At 61.9% G+C, this 22,526-nt stretch carries 23 protein-coding genes; 6 read left to right on the top strand and 17 right to left on the bottom strand.

What is annotated here, in order from left to right; translation table 11 throughout:
- Positions 1–418: 418 nt before the first annotated feature.
- A complete protein-coding gene (locus I6F35_RS13860; protein WP_225118225.1) occupies positions 419–622 on the top strand; it encodes a hypothetical protein in 204 nt (67 codons plus the stop codon).
- Between the two features lie 12 nt (positions 623–634).
- Here the strand turns inward: I6F35_RS13860 and I6F35_RS13855 are convergent, their stop codons facing one another.
- The 4 genes from I6F35_RS13855 to I6F35_RS13840 all read right to left on the bottom strand — a co-directional run bounded on the left by I6F35_RS13855 (position 635) and on the right by I6F35_RS13840 (position 5,224).
- Positions 635–1,318 (bottom strand): TetR family transcriptional regulator, encoded by a 684-nt coding sequence (locus I6F35_RS13855; RefSeq protein WP_225118224.1) that lies wholly within the window; start codon positions 1,316–1,318, stop codon positions 635–637.
- 275 nt (positions 1,319–1,593) lie between these two features.
- On the bottom strand, positions 1,594–3,885 hold the full coding sequence (locus tag I6F35_RS13850; protein WP_225118223.1) for a xanthine dehydrogenase family protein molybdopterin-binding subunit: 2,292 nt from the start codon (positions 3,883–3,885) through the stop codon (positions 1,594–1,596).
- Positions 3,885–4,358 carry a (2Fe-2S)-binding protein gene (locus I6F35_RS13845; protein ID WP_225118222.1) on the bottom strand — a complete coding sequence of 158 codons (474 nt, stop codon included), beginning with the start codon at positions 4,356–4,358 and terminating at the stop codon, positions 3,885–3,887. Before I6F35_RS13845 ends, I6F35_RS13850 begins: the two co-directional genes overlap by 1 nt.
- A gap of 8 nt (positions 4,359–4,366) precedes the next feature.
- Complete coding sequence (locus I6F35_RS13840; RefSeq protein ID WP_225118221.1) at positions 4,367–5,224, bottom strand: xanthine dehydrogenase family protein subunit M; 858 nt, start codon at positions 5,222–5,224, stop codon at positions 4,367–4,369.
- A 245-nt stretch (positions 5,225–5,469) separates the two neighbouring features.
- On the opposite strand from I6F35_RS13840, the gene I6F35_RS13835 reads away from it, so the two are divergent.
- Positions 5,470–6,423: an amidohydrolase family protein gene (locus I6F35_RS13835; RefSeq protein ID WP_225118220.1), complete on the top strand. Its 954-nt coding sequence runs from the start codon at positions 5,470–5,472 to the stop codon at positions 6,421–6,423.
- 48 nt (positions 6,424–6,471) lie between these two features.
- Positions 6,472–7,389, top strand: coding sequence for an alpha/beta hydrolase (locus I6F35_RS13830; RefSeq protein WP_225118219.1), 918 nt, complete (start codon positions 6,472–6,474; stop codon positions 7,387–7,389).
- A gap of 18 nt (positions 7,390–7,407) precedes the next feature.
- On the opposite strand, the gene I6F35_RS13825 is transcribed toward I6F35_RS13830, so the two are convergent.
- Positions 7,408–8,829 (bottom strand): aldehyde dehydrogenase family protein, encoded by a 1,422-nt coding sequence (locus I6F35_RS13825; RefSeq protein ID WP_225118218.1) that lies wholly within the window; start codon positions 8,827–8,829, stop codon positions 7,408–7,410.
- A gap of 115 nt (positions 8,830–8,944) precedes the next feature.
- Between I6F35_RS13825 and I6F35_RS13820 the strand changes: the two genes are divergently transcribed.
- Entirely contained in the window at positions 8,945–9,721 is a 777-nt protein-coding gene (locus I6F35_RS13820; protein ID WP_225118217.1) for an aspartate dehydrogenase, read from the top strand.
- A gap of 112 nt (positions 9,722–9,833) precedes the next feature.
- On the opposite strand, the gene I6F35_RS13815 is transcribed toward I6F35_RS13820, so the two are convergent.
- The 8 genes from I6F35_RS13815 to I6F35_RS13785 all read right to left on the bottom strand — a co-directional run bounded on the left by I6F35_RS13815 (position 9,834) and on the right by I6F35_RS13785 (position 15,371).
- A complete protein-coding gene (locus I6F35_RS13815) occupies positions 9,834–10,361 on the bottom strand; it encodes a cupin domain-containing protein (protein ID WP_225118216.1) in 528 nt (175 codons plus the stop codon).
- 162 nt (positions 10,362–10,523) lie between these two features.
- Positions 10,524–10,808: a hypothetical protein gene (locus tag I6F35_RS13810; protein ID WP_225118215.1), complete on the bottom strand. Its 285-nt coding sequence runs from the start codon at positions 10,806–10,808 to the stop codon at positions 10,524–10,526.
- 217 nt (positions 10,809–11,025) lie between these two features.
- Positions 11,026–11,151: a hypothetical protein gene (locus I6F35_RS40175; RefSeq protein WP_275945456.1), complete on the bottom strand. Its 126-nt coding sequence runs from the start codon at positions 11,149–11,151 to the stop codon at positions 11,026–11,028.
- Positions 11,152–11,166: 15 nt separating this feature from the next.
- Positions 11,167–11,325 carry a hypothetical protein gene (locus I6F35_RS13805; RefSeq protein WP_225118214.1) on the bottom strand — a complete coding sequence of 53 codons (159 nt, stop codon included), beginning with the start codon at positions 11,323–11,325 and terminating at the stop codon, positions 11,167–11,169.
- 33 nt (positions 11,326–11,358) lie between these two features.
- On the bottom strand, positions 11,359–12,651 hold the full coding sequence (locus tag I6F35_RS13800; protein ID WP_225118213.1) for a CoA transferase: 1,293 nt from the start codon (positions 12,649–12,651) through the stop codon (positions 11,359–11,361).
- A gap of 33 nt (positions 12,652–12,684) precedes the next feature.
- On the bottom strand, positions 12,685–13,479 hold the full coding sequence (locus I6F35_RS13795) for a PDR/VanB family oxidoreductase (protein WP_225118212.1): 795 nt from the start codon (positions 13,477–13,479) through the stop codon (positions 12,685–12,687).
- Positions 13,480–13,701: 222 nt separating this feature from the next.
- Complete coding sequence (locus I6F35_RS13790; RefSeq protein ID WP_225118211.1) at positions 13,702–15,021, bottom strand: Rieske 2Fe-2S domain-containing protein; 1,320 nt, start codon at positions 15,019–15,021, stop codon at positions 13,702–13,704.
- A gap of 38 nt (positions 15,022–15,059) precedes the next feature.
- A complete protein-coding gene (locus I6F35_RS13785; protein ID WP_225118210.1) occupies positions 15,060–15,371 on the bottom strand; it encodes a hypothetical protein in 312 nt (103 codons plus the stop codon).
- A gap of 21 nt (positions 15,372–15,392) precedes the next feature.
- On the opposite strand from I6F35_RS13785, the gene I6F35_RS13780 reads away from it, so the two are divergent.
- Positions 15,393–16,091, top strand: a complete 699-nt coding sequence (locus tag I6F35_RS13780; protein WP_225118209.1) for a MarR family winged helix-turn-helix transcriptional regulator — start codon at positions 15,393–15,395, stop codon at positions 16,089–16,091.
- Positions 16,092–16,102: 11 nt separating this feature from the next.
- Here I6F35_RS13780 and I6F35_RS13775 read toward each other — a convergent pair whose 3' ends face one another.
- The 4 genes from I6F35_RS13775 to I6F35_RS13760 are packed head-to-tail and all read right to left on the bottom strand — an operon-like array spanning position 16,103 to position 21,234.
- Positions 16,103–17,284: a CaiB/BaiF CoA-transferase family protein gene (locus tag I6F35_RS13775; RefSeq protein ID WP_225118208.1), complete on the bottom strand. Its 1,182-nt coding sequence runs from the start codon at positions 17,282–17,284 to the stop codon at positions 16,103–16,105.
- A gap of 10 nt (positions 17,285–17,294) precedes the next feature.
- Positions 17,295–19,496: an acyl-CoA dehydrogenase gene (locus tag I6F35_RS13770; RefSeq protein ID WP_225118207.1), complete on the bottom strand. Its 2,202-nt coding sequence runs from the start codon at positions 19,494–19,496 to the stop codon at positions 17,295–17,297.
- 46 nt (positions 19,497–19,542) lie between these two features.
- Complete coding sequence (locus I6F35_RS13765; RefSeq protein ID WP_225118206.1) at positions 19,543–20,352, bottom strand: enoyl-CoA hydratase-related protein; 810 nt, start codon at positions 20,350–20,352, stop codon at positions 19,543–19,545.
- A 60-nt stretch (positions 20,353–20,412) separates the two neighbouring features.
- On the bottom strand, positions 20,413–21,234 hold the full coding sequence (locus I6F35_RS13760; RefSeq protein WP_225118205.1) for an FCD domain-containing protein: 822 nt from the start codon (positions 21,232–21,234) through the stop codon (positions 20,413–20,415).
- A 122-nt stretch (positions 21,235–21,356) separates the two neighbouring features.
- Between I6F35_RS13760 and I6F35_RS13755 the strand changes: the two genes are divergently transcribed.
- A complete protein-coding gene (locus I6F35_RS13755) occupies positions 21,357–22,496 on the top strand; it encodes an acyl-CoA dehydrogenase family protein (RefSeq protein WP_225118204.1) in 1,140 nt (379 codons plus the stop codon).
- Positions 22,497–22,526: the final 30 nt, after the last annotated feature.

The raw sequence follows: 22,526 nt of genomic DNA, 5'->3' as shown, positions 1-22,526 counted from the left end.
GCAATATTGAGGGCCTTTCCTGCGGCTCGGGAGAGGAAGCTTGCGTCCAAAGAGCGCCAACTGCGCATCGATCGAGACTCGGCGCTCGAATTGCCTACTTATTAGGACGATGGCGCCCTTTTGCACCGCAGCCGTCAAGCTGCGGGGACAAGCGCAAGATAACCACCACGTTGACTATTCGGTTAACTGATACTTAGTTTACTCGAAACGCGGGCCGAGGGGTCGACGATGCGCGAGATTGTCATCCGATCGAAGGACGATGGCGCGGATTTCGTCGGGAGTCAGCCGATGACCCGGTCCGGACTCGGCGTGGTTCTGATCGCGCTAGGCGGCGTGTTCGTCGACGCCTATGATTTTGCCAGCCTCGGGATCGGTGTTCCCGGGCTGCGTGCCGAATTCGATTTCGCACCATCCCAGCTTGGAACGCACCATTATCGGCTCGTTCTTCTTCCCACCGTTGCTCGCGAAAAACGGTCTGTCCAACCTGATGCTCGCGCTCGCGCTGGTGCCGATCGCCGGCCTGCTATCGCTGTGGATGGTCACATGGGAACCGGTCGGAAGCCGATCCGAAGACGACGTGATCGGGGAGCCCATGATCGCCCGAAACCAACCCGCGATTTAGAGTCCCGTTAGCTCAATTCGCGGCTGCCGCCAGGTTTTTCGCATTTGACTTCCGATCCAGCACCTTGGCGGGATCGGATACGCAATATTGCAGCACAAGGTCGGTGACATGCTGAAGCCACTGCTTGCGCGCGATCGCTGAACTCAGTTCCTTGTTGAGCGCGATCTCCAGCGTGTACTGGTTGGAGAGATAGTGATAGCACAGCGATGACAGCGTCAGATAAACGACCGCCGGATCAAGTCCGGCGCGGAAGACGCCGTCCCTGCGACCTCGCTCCAGGATAAAGCTGAGCGTCTCGACCAGCGGATTGTAGAGATCCCTGATCCGTTTCGATTTGCGAATGTACTTACCGCGGTGCTTGTTCTCTTCGTTCAACAGACGAATGGCGTTCGGATTGTTCTCCAGCGCCGTGAACGTGTGCGCGATGAGTTGTTGCAGGGCCAGGATCGGATCGCTTGCGCGCACCGACAAATCACGTTGCTGTTCTCGGAAAATCTCATACATCCGCTCGAGCGCGGCGACGAACAGTCCTTCCTTGGACTTGAAGTAGTAATACAGCATATTCTTGCTGAGATGGCAGCGCTCGGCGATGCGATCAACGCGCGCGCCCTCGAAGCCAATGCGGCCAAATTCTTCCATGGCCAGCTTAAGTATCTTCTCGCGAACGCGAGCCGGATCGCTGCTACGACGCGCCAAGACGCGCTCCCTTCATCAACAGAGCGAGAGCGAAGCCCCAAACCGGATCTGCGAGTGCCGTTCGGCGAACACGCCGTCTGGTCACCCACGCAGACCTGCAGCTCCCCTCGCTTCAGTCCGAGAAGAAGCCCAACCGCTCCGGAAAATCAAACTGAAAATGGTCAAGTGCGACGGAATCGGTTGAGTCATCATCGAGCCTTTCAGTTCTTGGGCATGATCTTCTCGGAAAGCTCTCCAGTCCTTGCGTTAACGCAAATTGCCGGCCGGCTCACGCGTTAGTCTGCGGAACGAGCAGTCTCCGCCTGTTCAACCAGTTGCCAGAGCCGTGGCGGCGAAAGCGGCAGCTCCATTGGCTGGACGTTGAGATGCGACAAGGCATCGGCCACGGCATTGGCCATGACGCCTCCGACCGGAATGAGGCCGCCCTCCCCTGCTCCCTTCGCGCCAAGCGGGTTGTTCGGACAGGGTTTCAGTTCAACGGTGATGGAACGGATATTGGGAAAATCCGACGCCGTCGGCATCAGGTAGTCGGCAAACGAGCCCGTCAGCAACTGGCCTTCATCGTCATAGACCAGATGTTCCAGGAATGCGCCGCCGAGACCCTGCACGATCGAGCCGATCGCCTGACCATGCAATGTCAACGGATTGATCATGCGGCCGACGTCCTCGACCGAGATGAAATCAATGACCTTGACGTGGCCCGTGCCGGGATCGACAGCCACATGCGCAGCCTGTGTCCCGTAGGCCCAGGTGTATTTCTTGTTGAAGAATTCCGCTTCGACCTCGAGCGGCACGCCTGACAGCCCGGCAAACGCAAGATGCTCGCCGCCAAAGCTGGCCTGTTCGCCGTCGATCACGACCTGCTCCGCCTTGCAGCCGAGGCGCGCTCCAGCCGTCTTACGGATCAGATCCTTCAACTTGTCGGCGGCCAGCAGGATCGCCGAGCCGCCCATCACCGTCGATCGCGAGTGATAGGCGCCATAGCCGTCCTTGACATAGCTGGTAGACCCGTGACGGATCGTGATCTTGTCGTAAGACATCTCCATGGCATCGGCGGCGATCTGCGCCATGATCGTCTCCAGTCCCTGCCCGACCGATGACGATCCGATGTAGACCGAGAGCGCCCCATCGGTCTCCAGGACCAGGCGCGCCTCCTCCTTGGGACCCGCCGCGCCGCCTTCGATGAAACTGCCGATCGCGAGGCCGTGATAGTAGCCGTCGATCAATTGGCCGCGAAGCCTGGTTCTTTCGTCCCAGCCGAACTCCTTCAGGCAGCGATCGAAGACCGCGTGATAATCGCCGCTGTCGAGTTCCGTCGAACTGTCATAGGGCGTGATCGAGGCGAGCGGATACGGCATCTGCGCATCGGCCACGAGATTGCGACGCCGCAGTTCGACCCGGTCGATCTTCAAATCCTGCGCGGCGAGATCGATCATGCGCTCGCGGATGAAGTCGGTCTCGTAGCGGCCCGGCCCGCGATAGGTCCCGCAAGGCGTCTTGTTGGTGGTCAGCATCGAGCTCTTGAGGTCGATGTGCTCGATGCAATACGGCCCCGACATGAACTGCGCGACGTTGCGGGGGCCGACGGAGCCGTTGGTGCGGATATATGCGCCAATATCGGCCCATATCTGACCGCGAAGCCCGATGAAGCGGCCATCGCGTGAAACCGCGAATTCGACATCGCATTCGACATCGCGCGCGTGATTGGCGCTCATGATGTGTTCGCGACGATCCTCGGTCCATTTCACCGGCCTGCCGACAATCCTTGCCGCGGCAGGGATCAGATAGTCTTCCGGATAGAATTCGCCGCGCGAGCCGAAGCCGCCGCCGACATCGACCTCGATCAGATCGACCGCTTCGAGCGCAAGTCCGAGCTGCGCGGCGAGGGTGCGGCGATTGTGCCAGGCGGTCTTGGCGGCTCCCCACACCGTCAGTTTGCCGGCCGCCTCGTCCCATTCGGCGACAAAGCCTCGAGGTTCCATGAACATTGCGGCGTGCCGCTGCACCTTGAACGTTTCGCGACGAACGTAGTCCGCCGTCTTGAACGCTTCGTCCGCATTGCCGCGGAACGCACTCCACGTGATGGCGACATTGGACCCGTGCTCCTCGAACAGCACCGCCCGCTTTGCTTCGGCCTGCGAGCGATTGGCGACCGCCGGCAATGGTTCGATATCGAGCACGATACGCTCGAGGGCATCCTCGGCGATCGCCGCGCTGTCCGCGATGACGAGCGCAACGGGTTCGCCGACATAGCGCACCTTCTCATCGGCCAGGACCGGTTGATGGAACGGCTCGAGCTGCGGCAACGGCTGCAGGCGCAACGGAATGACAGGGACCTTGCTTCCGAGATCCTTGGCGGTCAGGACGCGACGTACGCCCGGCAGCGCCAGCGCTTCGCTACTGTCGATCGACCTGATGATCCCGTGCGCGACCGAGCTGCGCAGGATCACGGCGTAAAGCTGGTTCGGCCGATTGACATCGGCGACGTAAGTCCCCCTTCCCCGCACCATGCGCAGGTCTTCGACCCGCTCCATAGGGCGCCCAATATAGGAATTGAAGCTCTTCATCACTTGCTCCCCGAGCCCCGGTATGACTCCCGCGCTTCAAGCACGGCTTCGACGATCGGAACGTATCCTGTGCAACGGCACAGATTACCGGAGAGAACATCGCGTATCCGCTCCTCGTCGGCCCCCGGCTCATGGCTGAGCAGCGCGTGCGCCGTGGTGATGAAGCCCGGAGTGCAGAAGCCGCATTGCAGGGCGTGATGCTTCCGGAACGCAGCCTGCAGCGGCGTCAGTTCGTCGCCGGAAAGGCCTTCGACCGTCACGACCTGATCACCCTGCACCTGAACGGCGAGCATGAGACAGGAACGGACCGCCTCGCCGTTGACCAACACCGTGCACGCACCGCAGACGCCGTGCTCGCAGGCCAGATGAGTTCCGGTCTGACCAAAATTGTTGCGGATGCAGTCCGCCAGCGTCGTACGCGGCTCAACATCGGCAGAGACCGATTGGCCGTTGAGATCGAACTTGATGTCCATGAAAACTCCTAGACGGCGGACTTCTTCAGCCCGCGCGCGAGCAGTGTTGCGACCAGTGCTGCACGATAAGCGCCGGGCGCGTGAATATCGGATGGAGGATCGACGGATTGCCGCGCCTTTGCCGAAGCGGCCGCAATCAGCCTGTCGTCCAGCCGGTTGCCATTCAGCATCGCCTCCACCGCCGCCAGCCGGATTGGCCGGTCCGCGACCCCGATCGCGCCCACATGCGCATCGACGATGCGGCCGGCACCATCCAGGTCGTAATGGAGGGCAATACCCGCCATCGCGAAGTCGCCCTTCCGGCGCGCAAACTCCAGGAAAGCCCACCGTCGTGCGGCCGGCCAGGGAGGCAGATGTACCTCGGTCAGGATTTCGTCCGGCTGCAAGCTGGTCTGCAACGGGCCGGTGAAGAAATCGGCGGCCGCCTCGATCCGCGCACCGGCGCTGCCGACGATCGTCATCCGCGCTCCGCAGGTCATCGCGATGCCCGGCATCTCGGCCGATGGATCCGCATGCGCCACGGAACCGCCCACCGTTCCACGGTTACGGATCTGGTAGTGCGCCACATGCTTGATCGCTTCAGCGAGCAGTGGGTGGCTGACGGCGAGCCGCGCATCACTTTCGATATCGCACCAGCGCACCTTGGCTCCGAGACGGACACCGTCCTCGCCGATGCTGATCGCATCGAGATTCTTCAGGTGCTTGAGATCGACCAGCAGCTCGGGCGTCGCCAGGCGGAACGCGAGCATGGGCATCAGGCTCTGACCGCCGGATATCACCTTTGCGTTTCCATCTTTCGAAGCCAGCAGGGCAACTGCCTCGGCAACCGTCGAGGGCGACGCATATTCAAAGATCGGCGGCTTCATCCTGCCTCCCACCAACGCGCGACGTATCGACTTACGGTCATCATCGCGCTACGAAACCGGACGCCGTGGTCAAGGCGATCGGAGCGCATGCGCAACCGGCCGCGACCAGCGACAGTATCGAACTATGTCCAATGTTGACTAGATAGTCAACAAGTGAGTAGGTTTGGATCGATACCGCTTGCCGCGCCGTACCGGCGGCGCCCTGCAGAGCCGACCGACAGATAAGAAAGACGAGGTCACTCATCATGTTCGACAATACGCGCGTCATCGCGATCGAGGAACATTATTGGGACCCCGAGATGGCGGGAGCTTTTCCGGCGGGCGAAAACAAATCTCCGATCTCCGACCTTCTGACCGAAATCGGAGACATCAGGCTTCGCGCGATGGACGAAGCGGGAATCGACGTTCAGGTGCTGTCTCATGGCGCGCCAGCAGCGCAGAAATTGTCGCCCGACATCGCGGTCGACCTGACGCAGCGGGTCAATGACCGTCTCGCCGAGGCCTGCGCGAGACATCCCGACCGATTTGCCGCATTCGCAGCGCTTCCGACGCCTGTCCCCGATCAGGCCGCGCGGGAACTTGAGCGATGCATCAAGGACCTGAAGTTCAAGGGCGCGATGATTCACGGCCTCACCAACGGCCTGTTTATCGATGACAAGCGCTTCTGGCCGATCTTCGAAGTGGCAGAGAAGCTCGACGTGCCGATCTATCTGCATCCGTCGGTGCCGCACGCGGAAGTCACCAGGCACTATTACGACGACTATGCCCGCGATTTCCCGACCGTGATCCGGCCAGCCTGGGGCTTCACGGTTGAGACGGCAACGGCCGCGATAAGGCTGATCCTAAGTCGCGCGCTGGAAAGATACCCGAGGCTCCAGATCATCCTCGGGCATCTCGGCGAGACCTTGCCGTTCCTGCTCTGGCGCATCGATCAGGCGCTGTCCCGTCCCGGCCAGCAGAGCCTGAGCTTCCGCAAGCAGTTCTGCGAACACTTCCACATCACAACCAGCGGCAATTTCTCGACGCCGGCGTTGATCTGCAGCATGCTGGAACTCGGCATCGATCGGATCATGTTCGCCGTCGACTATCCCTATGTGGTGAACCAGGACGGCACGGACTGGATCAAGCAACTTCAGCTCTCGCCCGACGACAAGCGCAAATTGGTAGGCGACAACGCCGCTCGATTGCTCAAGCTGTGAACGGCCTTTCTGCGCGGAGACGCATATGAACCAGTGCGAGACCGGTCCATGACAGAGCTTCCCGAGATTCCTGCGGATCTCCGAGCGCTGATGGCGGAGATCGGCCCGAGATGGGCCACGGACACCAAGGGCCATGTTCGGCTGATGATCGAGAAATTCAGCGAAGTGCTGAAGTTCTCGCCCAAAGACGGAATCCGCGTTGAAGCCGATATTCACTATGGACCGCACGAGCGGCAGGCCTTCGATATTTTCCATCCTGCCGCGGCAGATCCATCGCCGCGACCCGGGCTGATCTTCGTCCATGGCGGCGCCTTCACGGAGGGCAGCCGCCATCGCAGCGCAGAGATCTACGCCAACGTCCTGTATTATTTCGCAAGGCACGGTGTGGTCGGGATCAATGTCGGCTATCGCCTTGCGCCCGAGGCGCGCTATCCGGAAGCCACGCGCGATATTGCAGCGGTCGTGCAATGGATGCGCGACAACGCCGCCGGCCTGAATGTCGATCCCGATCGAATCTTTCTGATGGGACACTCCGCGGGCGGCGCGCATGTCGGCAGCTATGCCTACGACAAGCGGCACCAGCCGCCCGGCGGACACGGGCTTGCGGGAGCTCTGATCGTCAGCGGCCGGGTCCGCGCCGATGCCCGGGCGGACAACCCCAATGCCAAGCGGGTCGCCGAATATTATGGCGCTGATGTCTCGATCTACGACGACGTATCCCCCGTCTCCCACATCGACAAACAGAGCCCGCCGACATTTGTCGCCTGCTCCGAGTTCGAGAATCCGCTGATCGACGTCTATTGCTTCGAGCTCGCCCATCGTCTCGCCGCTGCGAAGGGCCGCGCGCCGCCCTTTGCCTGGCTGAAGGGCCACAACCACACTTCGATCGTCGCGCATTTCAACACGGCCGAGGACGTTCTCGGCCGTGCCTGCCTCGCGTTCATGGCCGAGACACGCCGCTCCTGAATCGGCTCTGACGGGCGCTCAGGGAAGGCGGATGCCGGTGAATTTCGGCTGGGTGTATTCCTCGAACGCGTAAGGGATCCCTTCGCGGCCAACGCCCGAGCGGCCGACGCCGCCGAAGGGATAATTGTCGAGCCGGAACCGGCTCGCCTCGTTGATCCAGAGCGAACCGGCGCGGATCTCTTCCGACATGCGCATCGCAGTCGCCAGGCTGGCGGTGAAGCAGGATCCCTGCAGGCCGAACTCGCAGTCGTTCGCGATACGTATCGCGTCATCGATGTCCTTGGCCCGCATCACCACCACGACGGGCCCGAAAACCTCCTCGCGGATCAGGCGCGTACCCGGCGGAGGGTCGATCACAATCGTCGGAGGAATGACGCAACCGTTCGTATCACCGCACGTCACCACCCGACAGCCCCGCGAGCCGGCGTCCTCGATCATCGCCCTGATCCGATCGGCGGCGCGGACGGAGACCACAGGACCAAGGTCCGTATCGGCCAATGCCGGGTCACCGACCTTGAGCCGCTTCGCTGCTTCGATGAAACGCGTCAGAAATTCGTCGAACACCGGCGCTTCGACGATGATCCGCTGCGTGGAGATGCATTGCTGGCCGCTGGCCTCGAACGAGGACGGGACGATGCGCTTCACCGCATCGTCTATATTGGCGTCGGCGGCGACGATATTCGGCGAATTTCCGCCTAGCTCTCCGATGAACCGCTTGGCACCCGCCGCGCGCGCCAGTGCGTCACCCGCGGCCGTCCCGCCGGTCAGCGTGACCACGTCGACATCCGGATGCGCGGCAAGGTCCAACGCCTCCTGACGGTCGCCGGTGACGACTTGAACGAGGCCCTCGGGCACGCCGCCTGCGCCGAAAGCCGCGGCGATCGACTGCGCGATCCGAGAGCCCTCCAGGCAGGGCTTGATGATGACCGCATTTCCCGTGATCAATGCCGGCGCGAGCTTCTGCACCAGCAGATTGGACGGCGCGTTGAACGGCGTCACCGCCGCAACGACACCATATGGCACACGGCGCGTGAAGCCGAATAAACCCGCGCCGGCCGGGACCATGTCGATCGGCACAACCTCTCCGCCAAGTCCGTGCAGGTGCATCGCGCAAGCCCTTATGAAGGCGATGCTGCGGCGGACCTCCATCTCGGCCGCCTTGCGCGGCTTGCCGATATGTTCAATCGTCATTTCGACGAGTTGCGGCGTCTCCTTTTCCATCGCGCTCGCGGCGCCGTTGAGCCAGGAAGCGCGCTGATGGGCCGGCGTCTTCACGAATTGCCGGAACGCCGCCTTGGCGGCCTGCACGTAGTGCTCGATCTGATCTGCGCCGGTCGAACGAACCACGAAGGCGATGCGGCCGGTCCAGGGGTTTCGAATGGAAAACTCCGTCTCCTTCGCACCCGCCGCCGTCGGCCCTTCGACGTCATTCGTTGTCATTTTCTCTCTGTCCTGTCTCACGAGCCATCACGCGCGATCAACACACTTGACATCATGTTGACTATACAGTCAACATGATGTGGTCGAATGTTGCCCGCAGTAACTTGGTAAGCTCTTGAGAATCGCAGTCATTGGTTATGGAGCGATTGGACGCTTCGTCATCGAGCATTTGCACGCTGATCCATCAATCGAGGTCTGCGCGGTCTTCTCGGTTCCGCAGCCGGCGAATTGCGCTGCTCCGCTCGTCGACAGCATCGAAGCGCTGCTCTCGAAGAAACCTGAGCTGGTGGTCGAATGTGCAGGGCACCAAGCGCTCAGGGATGCCGGCGAAGCGGTGATCCGCGGCGGGGCCGACCTCCTTGTCGCGTCGGTCGGAGCGCTCGCCGACCCTGCGCTCGAGCAGACACTGCGGCGCGCCGCGGCCAATGCAGGCGGCCGATTGCTGATCCCGGGCGGTGCGCTCGGCGGCATAGATGCGCTCAGCGCGGCGCGTGAGGCTGGACTCGATTCAGTGGAATATTCCGGCCGCAAGGCTCCGTCGGCCTGGAAAGGGACGCCCGCGGAGAACATGATTGCGCTCGCCTCGGTCACAACGGCTCAGACATTTCTCGAATGCGATGCGCGGATGGCTGCCCTGCGGTTTCCGCAAAATGCCAATGTGGTCGCCGCGCTGGCCCTGGCGGGGCTCGGCTTTGAGAAGACCAAGGTCCGCCTGATCGTCGATCCCACAGCCGACGGGAACACCCACTCGTTCATGGCGCGTGGAGCATTCGGCGAGATATCGACGACGATCCGGTCGATCACATTGCCGTCCAATCCGAAGACGTCGGTACTTGCGCCATTCAGCTTGATACACGCGATAAAAAAACGGGCCGGCTTGATCCTGGTGTGATCACCGGCCCGCTCCACCCCCGCCCTAAGGACATTGCCGAAGCTGAATTGCAGACGAAGCCTTCCCCCTGTGTGACCGAAGGCTTCGATTACCGAAAGCAAAGCGCGATTGCTCAGGCCTTCAAATGATTATCGCGGCGCTTGTAGAGTTCGTCGTCTGCATAGCCCATCGTCTCGGGCTTGCCGCGGCCGAGCATCACCTGGAAATAGACCGGCTCGAGGCTGTTGTTCTCATATCCGTGAATAACGCCAGCCGGGCAGGAAATGCATTCCCAGGGCCCCAATCGCTTCATGATCTTGCGGCCATCCTCGTCCTGCACGAAGACATCGAGATGGCCTCTCAGAACGAAGAAAACCTCCTCGACCTCGTGGGTGTGCGCGGCATTGCCCTGGCCGGGCGGCACGAACATGATCGAGAGAGTGAAATTTCCCGCGGGAATCGACGAGATATCGTTGTGTTTGCCGGAACCACCGGCCCCGATGAAGCGATGTTGCGCGCGCTTGAATCCCTCGATCTTGGCGTCCTCGAACGCCGCCCAATCGGCGCGCCTGTCCGCGAAACGCGCGACATAGCGATCCATGATCTGCTCTAGTGAAGCCGTTTCCAGCTCCTTTGGACGAGCGTGCCTTGCCGTACCCATGCAGTTCTCCTGTTGTCCTCGGTTGTGGTGAAGGCGAGGCCTGAGGGGCGCGAAATCTTCAACGTGCCCGAAACTCCGAAGCCCCCTCACCACAGATTGGCGCCGTGTCGCAGGCAAATGCCTATCGGCGCGCTGACTGAGAGCCTATTTCCAGTTAACTATCTAGTCAACACGAAAGGATGATGATCGATCGACCTGGTTCATTTGCCCAAAGCGCGACCGTCCTGCATCCTCGACGGTGAACGGCTGCTGTTTGCCGGCTAGACCGCATTGAAGTTCTACAGTCGAACCGCTGTGGACTGCGACCATAATGGCTGGCCCCCGACAGAGGGTGATCGCATCACAGATTCCATCGGATGCGCCGACATCATCTTTGTGAAGCATCCCGGCATCATGGCTCGGTGACGCGATCGCCGAAGCGTAGAGCACGATCACCGAAGCGACCATGTCGGCACTAACCGGCTGTCACTAGCCTCTTGGCCGCGCCGATTAGATCGGTCCATCTCGAGGAGATGAAACGCTTGCGGCTTTATCGAATGCAAAGCCTCCGGAACGGCAGTTCGGTCACTTGAACCGCGAGCAATCGAACGGCTGCTGGAGATGGTTGCAACAGGCTCCGGGAGCGATGCGGATCTGCAGACACATCAATTGCGATCTGATTGCGTTAGACCGCCTGCCAGTGCAGCAACGAGTATGGCGGATCGGAATCGGAATGGTGCTCGAACACGCCCTCGACCTCGGCTCCGATCGAGACCGTCTGCAGGGGATCACCGAGTAGGTGGCCGACCATGCGAACGCTGCCGGCCTAATCGCCGCTGTAGGAGGCGAAGCCGTCGATGTCGCGCGGATCGAGCCCGGCGTCATCGCAGGCCGCCAGGATCGCCTTCAGCGCGAGCTTGAATTCGGCATCCGGCGAAGCCCCGTGCCGATAATACGTTGTCTCGCCAATCCCGACGACGGCCACGCGACGTCTGAGCGTGCGATCGGTGCGCCCCCATTATGTCTGCTTCTTTTCCGCCGACTGCTGCCGGCGATGATCGCCCAGGGCTCCCGTTTCGGCAAGACGTGCGAAGCGGGCTTCGTCATAGCCAAGCACCTCGCGCAGCACCTCCTCGGTGTGCTGCCCCACGGCCGGTGCGGCAATAGGATCCGCGACCGGAGTGCGCGAATATCGGATTGGCAGCCTTACGTTCGGAACCCACCCAACCGTTGGATGCGGGATGCGCGTCACGATCGCACGTTCTCTCGCTTCCGGAGAGCGAATGGCTTCCCCGACGCTGCGCACCTGCCCGCAGGGCACGCCCGCTGCACGCATCCGCGATTGCCAATACGGCCAGGGCTGCTGGGCGAAGGCCTCGCCAAGGATCGCGAACAATTCATCGCGCCGGCGGATGCGATCGGGTCCGGTTGCATAGACCTCGGCCGAAGCCAGATCGGGGCGACCAATCACTTGCGACATCAATCGTTGAAAGATCTTGTCGTTACCGCAGTTGATATAGAAGGAGCGATCCTGCGCCTGAAACACGCCCGACGGGCAAGTGTCGGGAGACGTGTTGCCATGCCGCTGAGGATCCGCGCCGCTGAATAGGTGTTGCAGCGTCGCGTAGCCGGTCATCAACACCGCATTGTCGAACAGCGAAACCTCGATCGCCTGCCCGACGCCGCTCCGCGCGCATGCAACCATGGCGCCGAGTATCGCGTTGGACGCCATCATCGCGGTGCTGATATCCATGACCGGCGACAACGCACGCACGCCTTCGCGATCGGCATAGCCGTTCATGGAAACAAACCCGCTTTCGACCTGCACGATCGGATCGAAACCGAGCCTGTCAGCGGATGTACCGTCGCGGCCATAGGCCGATACCGAACAATAGATGATGTCCGGCTTGATCGTTCGGCAACTGTCGTAGTCGAGCCCCAATCGCTTCATGACCCCGGTCGAGAAATTCTCGACGACCACATCCGCCTTGGCGATCAATTCGCGTACGATGTTCAGGCCCCCTGCCGACTTCAGATCGATCGCAACGCTACGCTTGTTGCGGTTGGTCCAGAGAAACGGAGCGCCATGCCTGAGCTCGGGATGCACAGGCGGATAGCGGCGGAGATCGTCTCCCGTCTCGGGCGCCTCGATCTTGATGACCTCCGCGCCCATGTCGGCCAGGATCATCGTGGCGAGCGGTCCCGCAATAAAATGCGAGAAATCGACGACGCGGATTCCGTCCAGGGCTTTTGGTGCATCGGACGGACGCGGCGCATGTTCCGGAAATTCCGCTTCTAGCTGATCCAGCATCTTTCCTCCCCATCCGTTGTCGTTCGGATCCGTTCAGATGTCCAGGACGAGCGTCGGCGATTTCGAACCCGAGCAGCAGATCATCACTGTCTTGTTTGCTGCTCGTTCTTCCTTGCTGAGAAATTGATCGCGGTGATCCGGAACTCCTTCGATGACCCGGGTCTCGCAGGTGCCACAGACACCTTCAGCACAAGCGTAGTTCGCGGTTATTCCCGCATCCAACAGCGCGCTCAGGATCGTCTTGCCCGGTTCGACCGCTATCGTTCGAGCGCTACGCGCAAGCCTCACTTCAAACCCACCGTCGGTGGCCTGCTTTTCCTTTGCCTTGAAATATTCGACGTGTACCTGATCAGTGGGCCGCCCCGTCGTCGCCGCCTCGAATGCTTCGAGCATCGACACCGGACCGCAGCAATACAGATGCGCTTCCGCAGAGGCGCCCTCGACGATCGCCGCAAGGTCGAGCTTGCGGCCGAGCGGCGCGTGGTCAAAGGTCACATGCAGGTTTTGATGAACATCGCGCCGAAGCGCATGCAGCTCGTCGAGGAACGCCGCAGCGAAACGTGTCCTCGTCGCGTAAAAGAGCTCCCAGGAGCGACCGAGTCCCTCGAGGCGGCGAACCATCGCAAGCAGCGGCGTGATACCGATTCCGCCCGCGATCAGCACCGAATGCGCTGCATTCTCCTGAAGGACAAAGTTGTTCCTGGGATGCGAGATCGTCATGATGTCTCCGACCCGCACCGTGTCATGGATCAGCCTGGAACCGCCTCGACCTTCAGCGTCCCTGTTCACCGCAATGACATAGCGCTTCCGTTCGCTCTGGTCGTTCACGAGCGAGTAGCTGCGGATCATTCCATTCGGCAGATGCAGATCGATGTGACAGCCGGCCGTGAAAGGAGCGAGATCACCGCCTCCGGGAGCGACCAATTCGTATGAATTGATGCTTTCGGCCTCGTAGCTGATCCGTTTGACGCGGACCTGCGTGGTGCTCTCAGCCATGAGCGCCGTCTCCTCCGCATGCGCGATGATTGCGCTTGATGCGAGCGGACGAGTTCACAGCTTGTATCCGAAATCGGCGCCGAGCTGTGCGCGCATGAAAGGCGCGCCAACATCGACCCACGAGTCCTCCGGCGGCAGTTGCAGCGACACGGCGCGCACCATGAACACGTCCGGGTCGGTCACGCCCTTCGGCCGGTTGCCGTGATCGCGGTAGGCACCCAAGGCCTCGAGCAACAACCGGCGGGTCATCGCAATGCCGGTGTCGCTGGAGCAAAGATTCTCCTTGGTGCGATCGAAGATCGGCGAAACGCCGCTCTGGCATGCGCCATCCTGCACCCACAGGCCCGGCAGTCCCGAGAACCAGGTGGTCTGCTGCGTGCCGTAGTCGAATTGAAACCCGTTTTGCGGATTGAATTTCGTCCAGTACCCCGCGTAGGGAACGGTCACGGGGTGCTGGACCAGCGAATGGCGGCTGGCGTGCCCGCTCTCGCGGCCATTGTGCCCTTCCTCGAAGATCTGCCGGATCTTCGGCAACAGGGGCTGCGAGGGATGATACGAGAACATGATGCAGAGCGTGTTCTCGTCATCGATCGGCACCCAGGCGTGCCCGCTCAGATCCGGAAACGGCGACAGCGGCGGAACCAGCGTATAGAACGGCAGAATGAACTGATTGACGCGCCAATACAGCGTGTTCTCGTCATAGTTCCGCCGGGCGGCGATACTCATCCCGAAATCCTGCTTGATGCATTCGAACGTCGGACGAAGATCGCGCTTCTGAATCCACGCATTTGTGGTGCCCTGCGAATCGAGCCGACCATGAAGCAACGGCGCGTGAGCGGAATCGATCTCGCCTTCGACCGCCTGCAGCCAGTTGCATTCCTGAACCCGCACGGAGATGTGCACCTGCTCTGGCGGCACCAGGTTCCATTCCAGGTTCGGAAGCGGCGGCGGATTGGCGGCATCGGGACCCATGTAGGTCCAAAGCATCCCGTTGCGCTCCCGGCATGGATAGGCCTTGATCCGGACGCGCTCTTTCAGACGGCTGCGCGCCGGCTCCGCCGGCATATCCGTCGCCGCGCCTGTCACGTCGAACTTCCAGCCGTGATAGACGCATCGCAATCCGCAATCTTCGTTGCGGCCGAAGATCAGCGGCGCACCGCGATGCGGGCATGCATGATCGACCAATCCGACGCGACCCTCGCTATCGCGAAAGGCCACCAGATCTTCTCCCAATAGCCGGATGCGCTTGGGCTGGCCATCATTGACGAGATCGGCTGACGGCAGAAAGGGAATCCAGTACAGCCGGAACAGCTCGCCAAGGGGCGTGCCCATACCCACCCTCACCAGCCTTTCATTGTCTTCGTGCGAGAGCATGAGCTTTCTCCGTTCAATTCAACAGTTCGTTCCGAGCGCTATCTGGCTGCGCGCTCGAGGAGAGCAGCGATGCGGGGTGACAGGCCCAGATCACGGGCGGTCCAAAGTGGATCGGATGCGGCAAGGGGCTTGCGCGGGACGGGAGGCTCCTTGCCCGCCTCGACCAGACCCACGATCTGTTCGATCCGCCGTCGTTCGAGCTCCTTCAGGGTGTCCTCGACGACAAACCCTTCCGCGACGCAGCCGGGAAGCTCCGGATAAGCGAGCCGGAGGAGCCACTTGCCCGGCTCGGTTTCGACGGCCTCAGCTTCCAGAAGATAAGGGACCGACAAAAACTCGCGCAGATCCAAATCATCCTCCCTGCACGAACCTTGATCCGTTCGCGTCAATATTTGTTACGTATACGTACTATATCGATTCTCATCTTGCAAGGGCCGATGCGGCCTTCGCGCGTGTCGGATTCGATCGGCACCCAGCCAAAAGGGTTGAGGACGGAACACCAAGCTGCTAACGGCTATGCGATTTCGCCAGATGGAACTACAGCTCAGGTCGACAACGGCATGCCAGCCGACAAGGCGATGAAGACGGATTCGGCCGCGCAGCTCGCGCGCAACTGGCAGCTCGAAGGCGGCATTGGTTTTCTCCTTCGGCTGCTCGAGGCCCGCTACGACGTCCTCTATCAGAAGGTGACGCTCCAAAGCGACATCACGCCCCGGCAGTTCGGCGTGCTCATGGCGCTGTATCAACGCGGTCCCCTCACGCCATCGGTCCTCGCGGAACACATCAGTTGCGATCGGAACACGCTCAGCGAAATGCTCAAGAGAATGACGGCGCGAAAGCTGATCTCGAGAAAGAACAATGCGGAAGATCGGCGGTCCGTCCAGGTTCAGATCACGGCCAAGGGAGAGGCCGCCCTTTTGAGCGTGGTTCCGGCCGCCGCTGAACTGCAGGATCTGATGCTGGCGCCCCTGCGCAAGGAAGATCGCGCGCATTTCCTCAAATGCATGCTCGCGATCGCGAAGGCCGCGCCGACGGACTCTTCCGCGTCATCGGAGGATCAATCCTCCTGACGCAGACCCAACTACTTTCCGAACACTCCCGCTCGCGCAAGGCTGGCGATTTCTCCGGAAGACAGGCCGAGCGCCCGCGACAGCACCTCGTCGCGGTGCGCGCCGATCGCCGGCACTTCGCGCCGCATCGACGATTCTGCGCCTGACATTCTCCAGGGCGGATTGACGCCAAAGAACTCGCCTGCGCCATCCGCAATCGTCGCAAAGGCGCCACGCTGCAAAAGATGGGGGTCAGTCAGCCCCGCACGAGGATCGCGATATTCGGCGCAGGGAACGCCAGCACGATCGAGCGCTGCGATGCATTCGCGCACGGTGTGGCGCTCCGTCCAGTTCTCGATGCGCTGCATCATTGCGCCCCAGTTTGCGCCACGCGCCGGCACCGTGTTGAAGCGGGCATCCTCGGCCAAACCGCGGTCTCCGGTCACTTCGCAGAGGGCGGTGAAGTTGCGCGACGTCACCGGCGCGATCAGGATATCGCCGTCGCTGGCCCGCACCGGACCATAGGTCGGGCGCGGCGCGTGGACCGGAAATTGCGCCTCCTGCAGTTCGTAGACGAGCAGGTTCAGCATGCAATCCATCAGCGCGACATCGATACGCTGCCCCTCCCCGGTGCGCGAGCGTTGCACAAGCGCGGTCTGGATCGCCGAATAGCCGAAGATGCCTCCGAGCAAGTCGGCAACGAAGACGGCACCCGCGGCGGGACGGTCGCGATCGCCGGCGTAGCGCATCAGTGCACGGTCGAAGCCGCTTTCGGCGTGAACGATCATGGCATAGGCCGCACGGTCCGCCGCCGGACCGGATTGGCCATAGCCGGAGATCGAGCAATAGATCAGGCGCGGATTGATTTGCCGCAGCGCCTCATAGCCGAGCCCCAGTCGATCCATGACACCGGGACGAAAGTTCTCCACGACAATGTCGCTCTGCTCGACCAGCCTGTGGACGAGGCCGATCGCCTCGCTGTTCTTCAGGTCAAGCGCGAGACTTCGCTTTCCGGCATTGAGCTGGCCGAAATAGGCGCTGTGGCCGTCGCGCAGCGGCGCACGCAGCCGCATGTCGTCTCCCTCCGGCGGCTCGACCTTGATCACCTCGGCACCGACATCGGCGAGCAGCCGCGCGCAATAGGGCCCGGCCAGCATGATCGAGAAATCGAGCACCCTGACGCCATCGAGGGGAGCGGTCTTGAGCTGCTGCATGCGGTTACTCCTATCTGGGCAATCCAAGCGCGCGCTGCGCAATCAGGTTGCGCTGGATTTCATTGGTTCCGATGCTGATCACCCACATCAACGAATGGCGCAGGTTCTGTTCAAACCGTCCGTTGTCGATTGCATCAGGCATTTGCTCGGAAAGCGCGGCGCGTGTACCCAGAATGTCGAGCGCAGCTTCGCCGAAGCGCTCCATCAGCTCACTGGAGAACACCTTGCTGATCGCGCCATATTCCGGCGGAGTGACAGCATCAGCCGCCAGTTCCGCGCAATGCATCATCAACTGACGGCCGACCTCGATCTCGGAGGCGAGCACGGCCATTCTGTCGCGGACGATCGGGTCATTGGCGAGCGCCGGCCTATCGCTCTCCGTCGCCATGATGTGGCGGCGCAATTGCTCGAAGGCGTGGGCGACCTTCAGGACGATGCCGCCGCCGACGAGCCCGCGCTCGAAGGCGAGCGCGCCGGTCAGCACCTTCCAGCCGCCATTGACCTCACCGACGAGATTGTCGTGGGGAATGCGGACGTTGTCGTAGAAGATATTGGCAAAGGAGCCGTCATACATGGTCGTTGCCGGGTGGATGGAGATGCCCGGCGCGCTCATCGGCACGATGAACATGCTGATGCCGGCATGCGGCGGTTTGGCGTCCTTGTCCGTACGCGCGGCCAGGAACATGTATTTGCCCCACCACGTCGTGGTCCAGATCTTCTGGCCGTTGATGACCCAATGATCGTCGTCGCGCTTGGCGCTGGTGCGAAGTGCGGCGAGATCGGAGCCCGCCTGAGGTTCGCTGTAGCCCATGCCATGCATGGCTTCGCCGCGGAGAATTTCCGGCAGATATTTTTTCTGCTGCTCCGGCGTGCCGAACATCATCAGGGCGTTGGCTTGGATCGCCGCTCCAATCCGCGGCGCTTCGCTCCGTTCCATGGTTTCGATGAAGGCGATCTGCTCCAGCGGCGAGCGCGCCTGCCCACCGAACTGCTTCGGCCACCCCAATCCAATCCAGCCTGTCCTGCCGATATCAAGCGCGAAGTCGGCATCGAATTCGCGCTTGGCGAACGGCCGCGCATCGAAAACGGCCTTGCGCTCGCCCGACCAGTTTTCCTCCAGCCATTGCCTGACCTGCTCGCGCAGCGCATTGCCGGCCGGACCGAGATCGTATTGCGGCAGTTCCGCACCGCCATCATCCAGCAGGAACGAGGCTATGCCGAGCCTCGCATACGCCGAACCGCCTAGCGCGATCGTATCCAGATGCACGCGTTTGAAGTGCAGCGGCGCCTCGTGCTCTTCGGCATAGCCGATTGCGCCGAATGTATGCTGGGTCTCGAGCGAAACGCGCCGCAGGGCTTCTCCCGAGAACGACGCGGCGCAGTCGGCAAAGTATCGCCAATTGAGATCGTTGCGATCGTGCAGCTCGGCCGCATGGTCGACGATCAGGCGCACGCCTTCAAGCAGGATGAAACAATTTGCAAGCTTGTGCTGGATCGCCTGGAACTTTCCGATCGGCTGTCCGAATTGGCGGCGCTCCTTTGCATAGTCGACCGCCAGCTCGAACGCGCGCCGCGCGGCGCCGTAGGCGCGCGCCATCAGTGCCAGCTTGCCTGTGCGCAGCAGGTCATCGACGGCACGGACTTCGATTTCGATGACGTCGACCGGCGCAGCGTTCAGCCGAACCTCGTAAAATCCCCACGCGCCCATCGCGCGCGTTGGTTCACAACGAACGCCCGATGCATCCATCGCAACGAGCGCAAACGTCGATGGGCTTAGCGGCACAAGCAAATGTGAGCAGCTTCCGGCCGCCTCGACGAACCGAAGCAACCCACTCGCCCTGCCGTTCGTGACCTCGATGGCACCCGTCGCGCGGCCCGGATCGAACGCGCCAGGCGAAAACGCGATGCGTGCGGCGCCTGCATGCAGGCGGCTTAGGAGATCAACCGAAGCCTCGGCCTGCGACCCCGCGAGCGCGAGGTTGGCGAGAGCGGCCGACCACATCGGCGCCGGACACGCGGCACGGCCCAACTCCGCCATCGTCACTAGAATCTCGCGCAGCCCTCCCATGCCCGGATCGCTGCCGAGCGACGCAACCCCCTGACCTACGAGCTTGTCCCAGATGGCAGCGATCTCATCCGGACAGGGGCCACGGTTCATCGTGTCCGTGCGCCATTGCTGGCCGAGAAACCCGCGCAGGGAATCCCGGAGCATCTCCCTCGTGTCTTCAGTCGGGAGCTCGGTCGCACTCATGGCCGCGCTAAGCCTGGCCGAATTTCGGCTTGCGCTTTTCCTTGAACGACGTGGTCGCTTCCTTGTGATCGGCCGTTTCGAACGTCACTTGCTCCAACGCCATTGAGGCTTCGAGCAGCATGTTGACGCGATCCTTGACGATCTGGTTGATCGACAGCTTGGTCCAGCGAATGGCCCAGGTGGGTCCGTTCGCAAGCTCCACCGCGATCTCACGAGCCTTGGCCAGCACCTCCGCACGCGGCACTACGTGGTTGACCAATCCAATCCGCTCGGCCTCCCTACCCTTCAACAGCGTCCCACGGATCAGGAACTCCTTGGCCTTGTTGATCCCGACCAGAAGCGGCCAGATCACCGTGCCGCCGTCACCCGCAACGAGGCCGACTCGCGACACATGGGTGTCGCCAATCCGGGCATCTTCGGCCATGACCGTTATGTCACACAGCAGAGCGTGGGTCGCCGCGAGGCCAATCGCGTCTCCATTGATGGCCGCGATGATCGGCTTGTCGAGCTCGAGCTGGCGAGTGACGCCGCGCCGACTGATCATGGGATCATGGACCTCGCCCTCTTCGAGGACGTCGCCGCCCGGCCGCTCCGACATTGCCTTGACGTCGCCGCCGACGCTGAAGAAATCTCCGGCGCCGGTCAGCACCACGACATTGACGGCGTGATCGTCGGCAAGATCGTCCCAGATCGTCCGCAGCTCCCGGATCAGCTTTTGATTGATCGCATTGCGCGCCTGCGGGCGGTTCAAGGTCACGGTCGCCACCTTGTCCGCAACCTCGACTTTCAAGCATTCATATTTGGCGTAGCTCGACACGTTTTCCTCCGTTTATGTTCTTGTTCAGGCGAGACCGGCTTTGTCGTCACATCCTCCCGCTCAACGGCGGATGCCGGGCTGGATGTCGGCCAGGGCGACATGAAGCGACATGGCGCCGGGATCCTGCTCGAGCATCCGCTGCACGGATTCCAGATGCGTCCGCATCAGGCGAGTGGCGGATGAGACGTTTCGCTCGCGCAACGCGGACAGGAATTGCCGGCGCTTCTCCGCGAGCCGGGCCATCGCGACGCCGCTAGAGGCCACCTTGGCGTAGACGAAGCGCATGTGGATCTCCGTCACCGAATCCATGATCATGGCAATCACCTTGTTTCCGGTCGCCGCGGCAAGCAGCTTGTAGAACTCGCGCGAGCACTCGACCCGGTCGAGCAGCCGGCCTTCGCGTGTGGCAAGGTCGGTGCGCTCGACATTCGCCTCCAGCGCATCGAGATCGGCCTGCCGCGCATTGGCGCACGCCAGCCGCACGACAAGATCAAGCACGTGCACGCGCGCTTCGGACAATTCCCGCACCGAAATCGTGCCGAGGCTCAGCATGTCCCGCATGACGTCATTCATGCGGCTGGTATCGCCCTCGCGGATGAAGGCCCCGCCCTTGACGCCCTTCTGCAGCCGCAGCACGCCGGCCATCTCAAGGCTGCGCAGCGCTTCGCGCAGGACATTGCGGCTCACGCCGAGTTGCTGGGCCAAGTCGCGCTCCGCGGGAAGCTTGTCCCCGGGCTTCAGCACGCCGAGCGCTAATTGCTCGCGAATGCGCTCGCAGATTTCCTCGAACGCGCGGCGGGTGTGGATCGGCCGGAATTGCGGGACAGCCGGCGCACCGGCTGCACGGTCGGAGGCCCGCTCCCGCCGGTTGAGCGAGCTCAATCGCGGTCGGGTGGGAGTTCGAGGGCTTGACTTGGTGCTCATCGGGTGAATTATTAAATGGATCACCCATTCAACGGAAGCTCTTTTCTGGGCTTCCCCACAAAAAACAGGCGGGAAACCCCATGAGCTTCACCGAGGAACAGGCCGCGTTCCGCGACAACATCCGGAAAATGGTCGCCAGGCACGTGGCGCCGATCGCCGCCGAGATCGACGAGACCGACCGCTTCCCGCTGGAGCTCGTGAAGCTGTTCGGCGAGATGGGGCTGATGCAGCTCTGGGTGCCGGAACAATACGGCGGGCCGAACGGCAACCTGACGATGGCCTGCATCGCGCGTGAAGAGATCTCGAAGGTCTCCCCTGCCTGCGCCTCGATCGCGGCCCTCAACACCATGTTCATCATGCCGTTGCTTCACTTCGGCTCCGAGGAGCAGCGCAGGAAATACCTGCCGATCATCGCCAAAGGCGGCGTCGTGACCGCAATCGCGATCTCCGAACCGCAGGCCGGCTCCGACGTCTCCGCGCTCAACACCCGCGCCAGCAAGGATGGCGACTGCTACGTGCTCAACGGCCGAAAGCAGTGGTGCAGCTACGGCGTAGTCGCCGACTACATCGTGGTGATGGCGAGGACGAGCGACAGCTCCGGTGCTGATGGCATCAGCGCCTTCATCGTCGAACCGAAGCAGATGCCAGGCATCACGTTCGGACGACACGAGCGAAAGCTGGGCTTTCACGGCGCTCCGAACACGCCGATTTTCTTCGACAATGTGCGGGTTCCGGCCGAGAATCTCGTCGGGGAAGAAGGCAAAGGGTTCCGCGCGTCGATGCGCGCGCTCGATCTCAACCGTCCGACCATCGGCGCCCAATCGGTTGGATTGGCGCAGGGCGCCCTCGACGCCTGCATCGCCTATGCCAAGGAACGCAAACAATTCAAGCGATCGATCTCGGAATTCCAGGGCGTGCAGTTCATGCTCGCGGACATGGCCATGCAGATCGAGGCAGCCCGCGCGCTGGTCTACGAATGCGCGCGCGCCGGCGATGATGGCGACTGGAAGAGGCTGAACCTGCTTGCCAGCATGGCGAAGTGCATCGGCAGCGACACGGCCATGAAGGTCACGACCGACGCCGTCCAGATTTTCGGCGGCTACGGCTACACCATGGATTACCCGGTTGAACGCATGATGCGCGACGCCAAGCTGACCCAGATCTTCGAAGGCACCAACCAGATCCAGCGCGTGGTGATCGCCCGCGAGCTGCTGCGATAACGAAAATGAATAATCAAATACAACATGGAG

Source organism: Bradyrhizobium sp. BRP22, from assembly GCF_020194175.1.
Classification (GTDB): Bacteria; Pseudomonadota; Alphaproteobacteria; order Rhizobiales; family Xanthobacteraceae; genus Bradyrhizobium.
The sequence above is the reverse complement of the archived record's forward strand: the minus strand, read 5'-3'. Positions and strand labels throughout refer to the sequence as shown.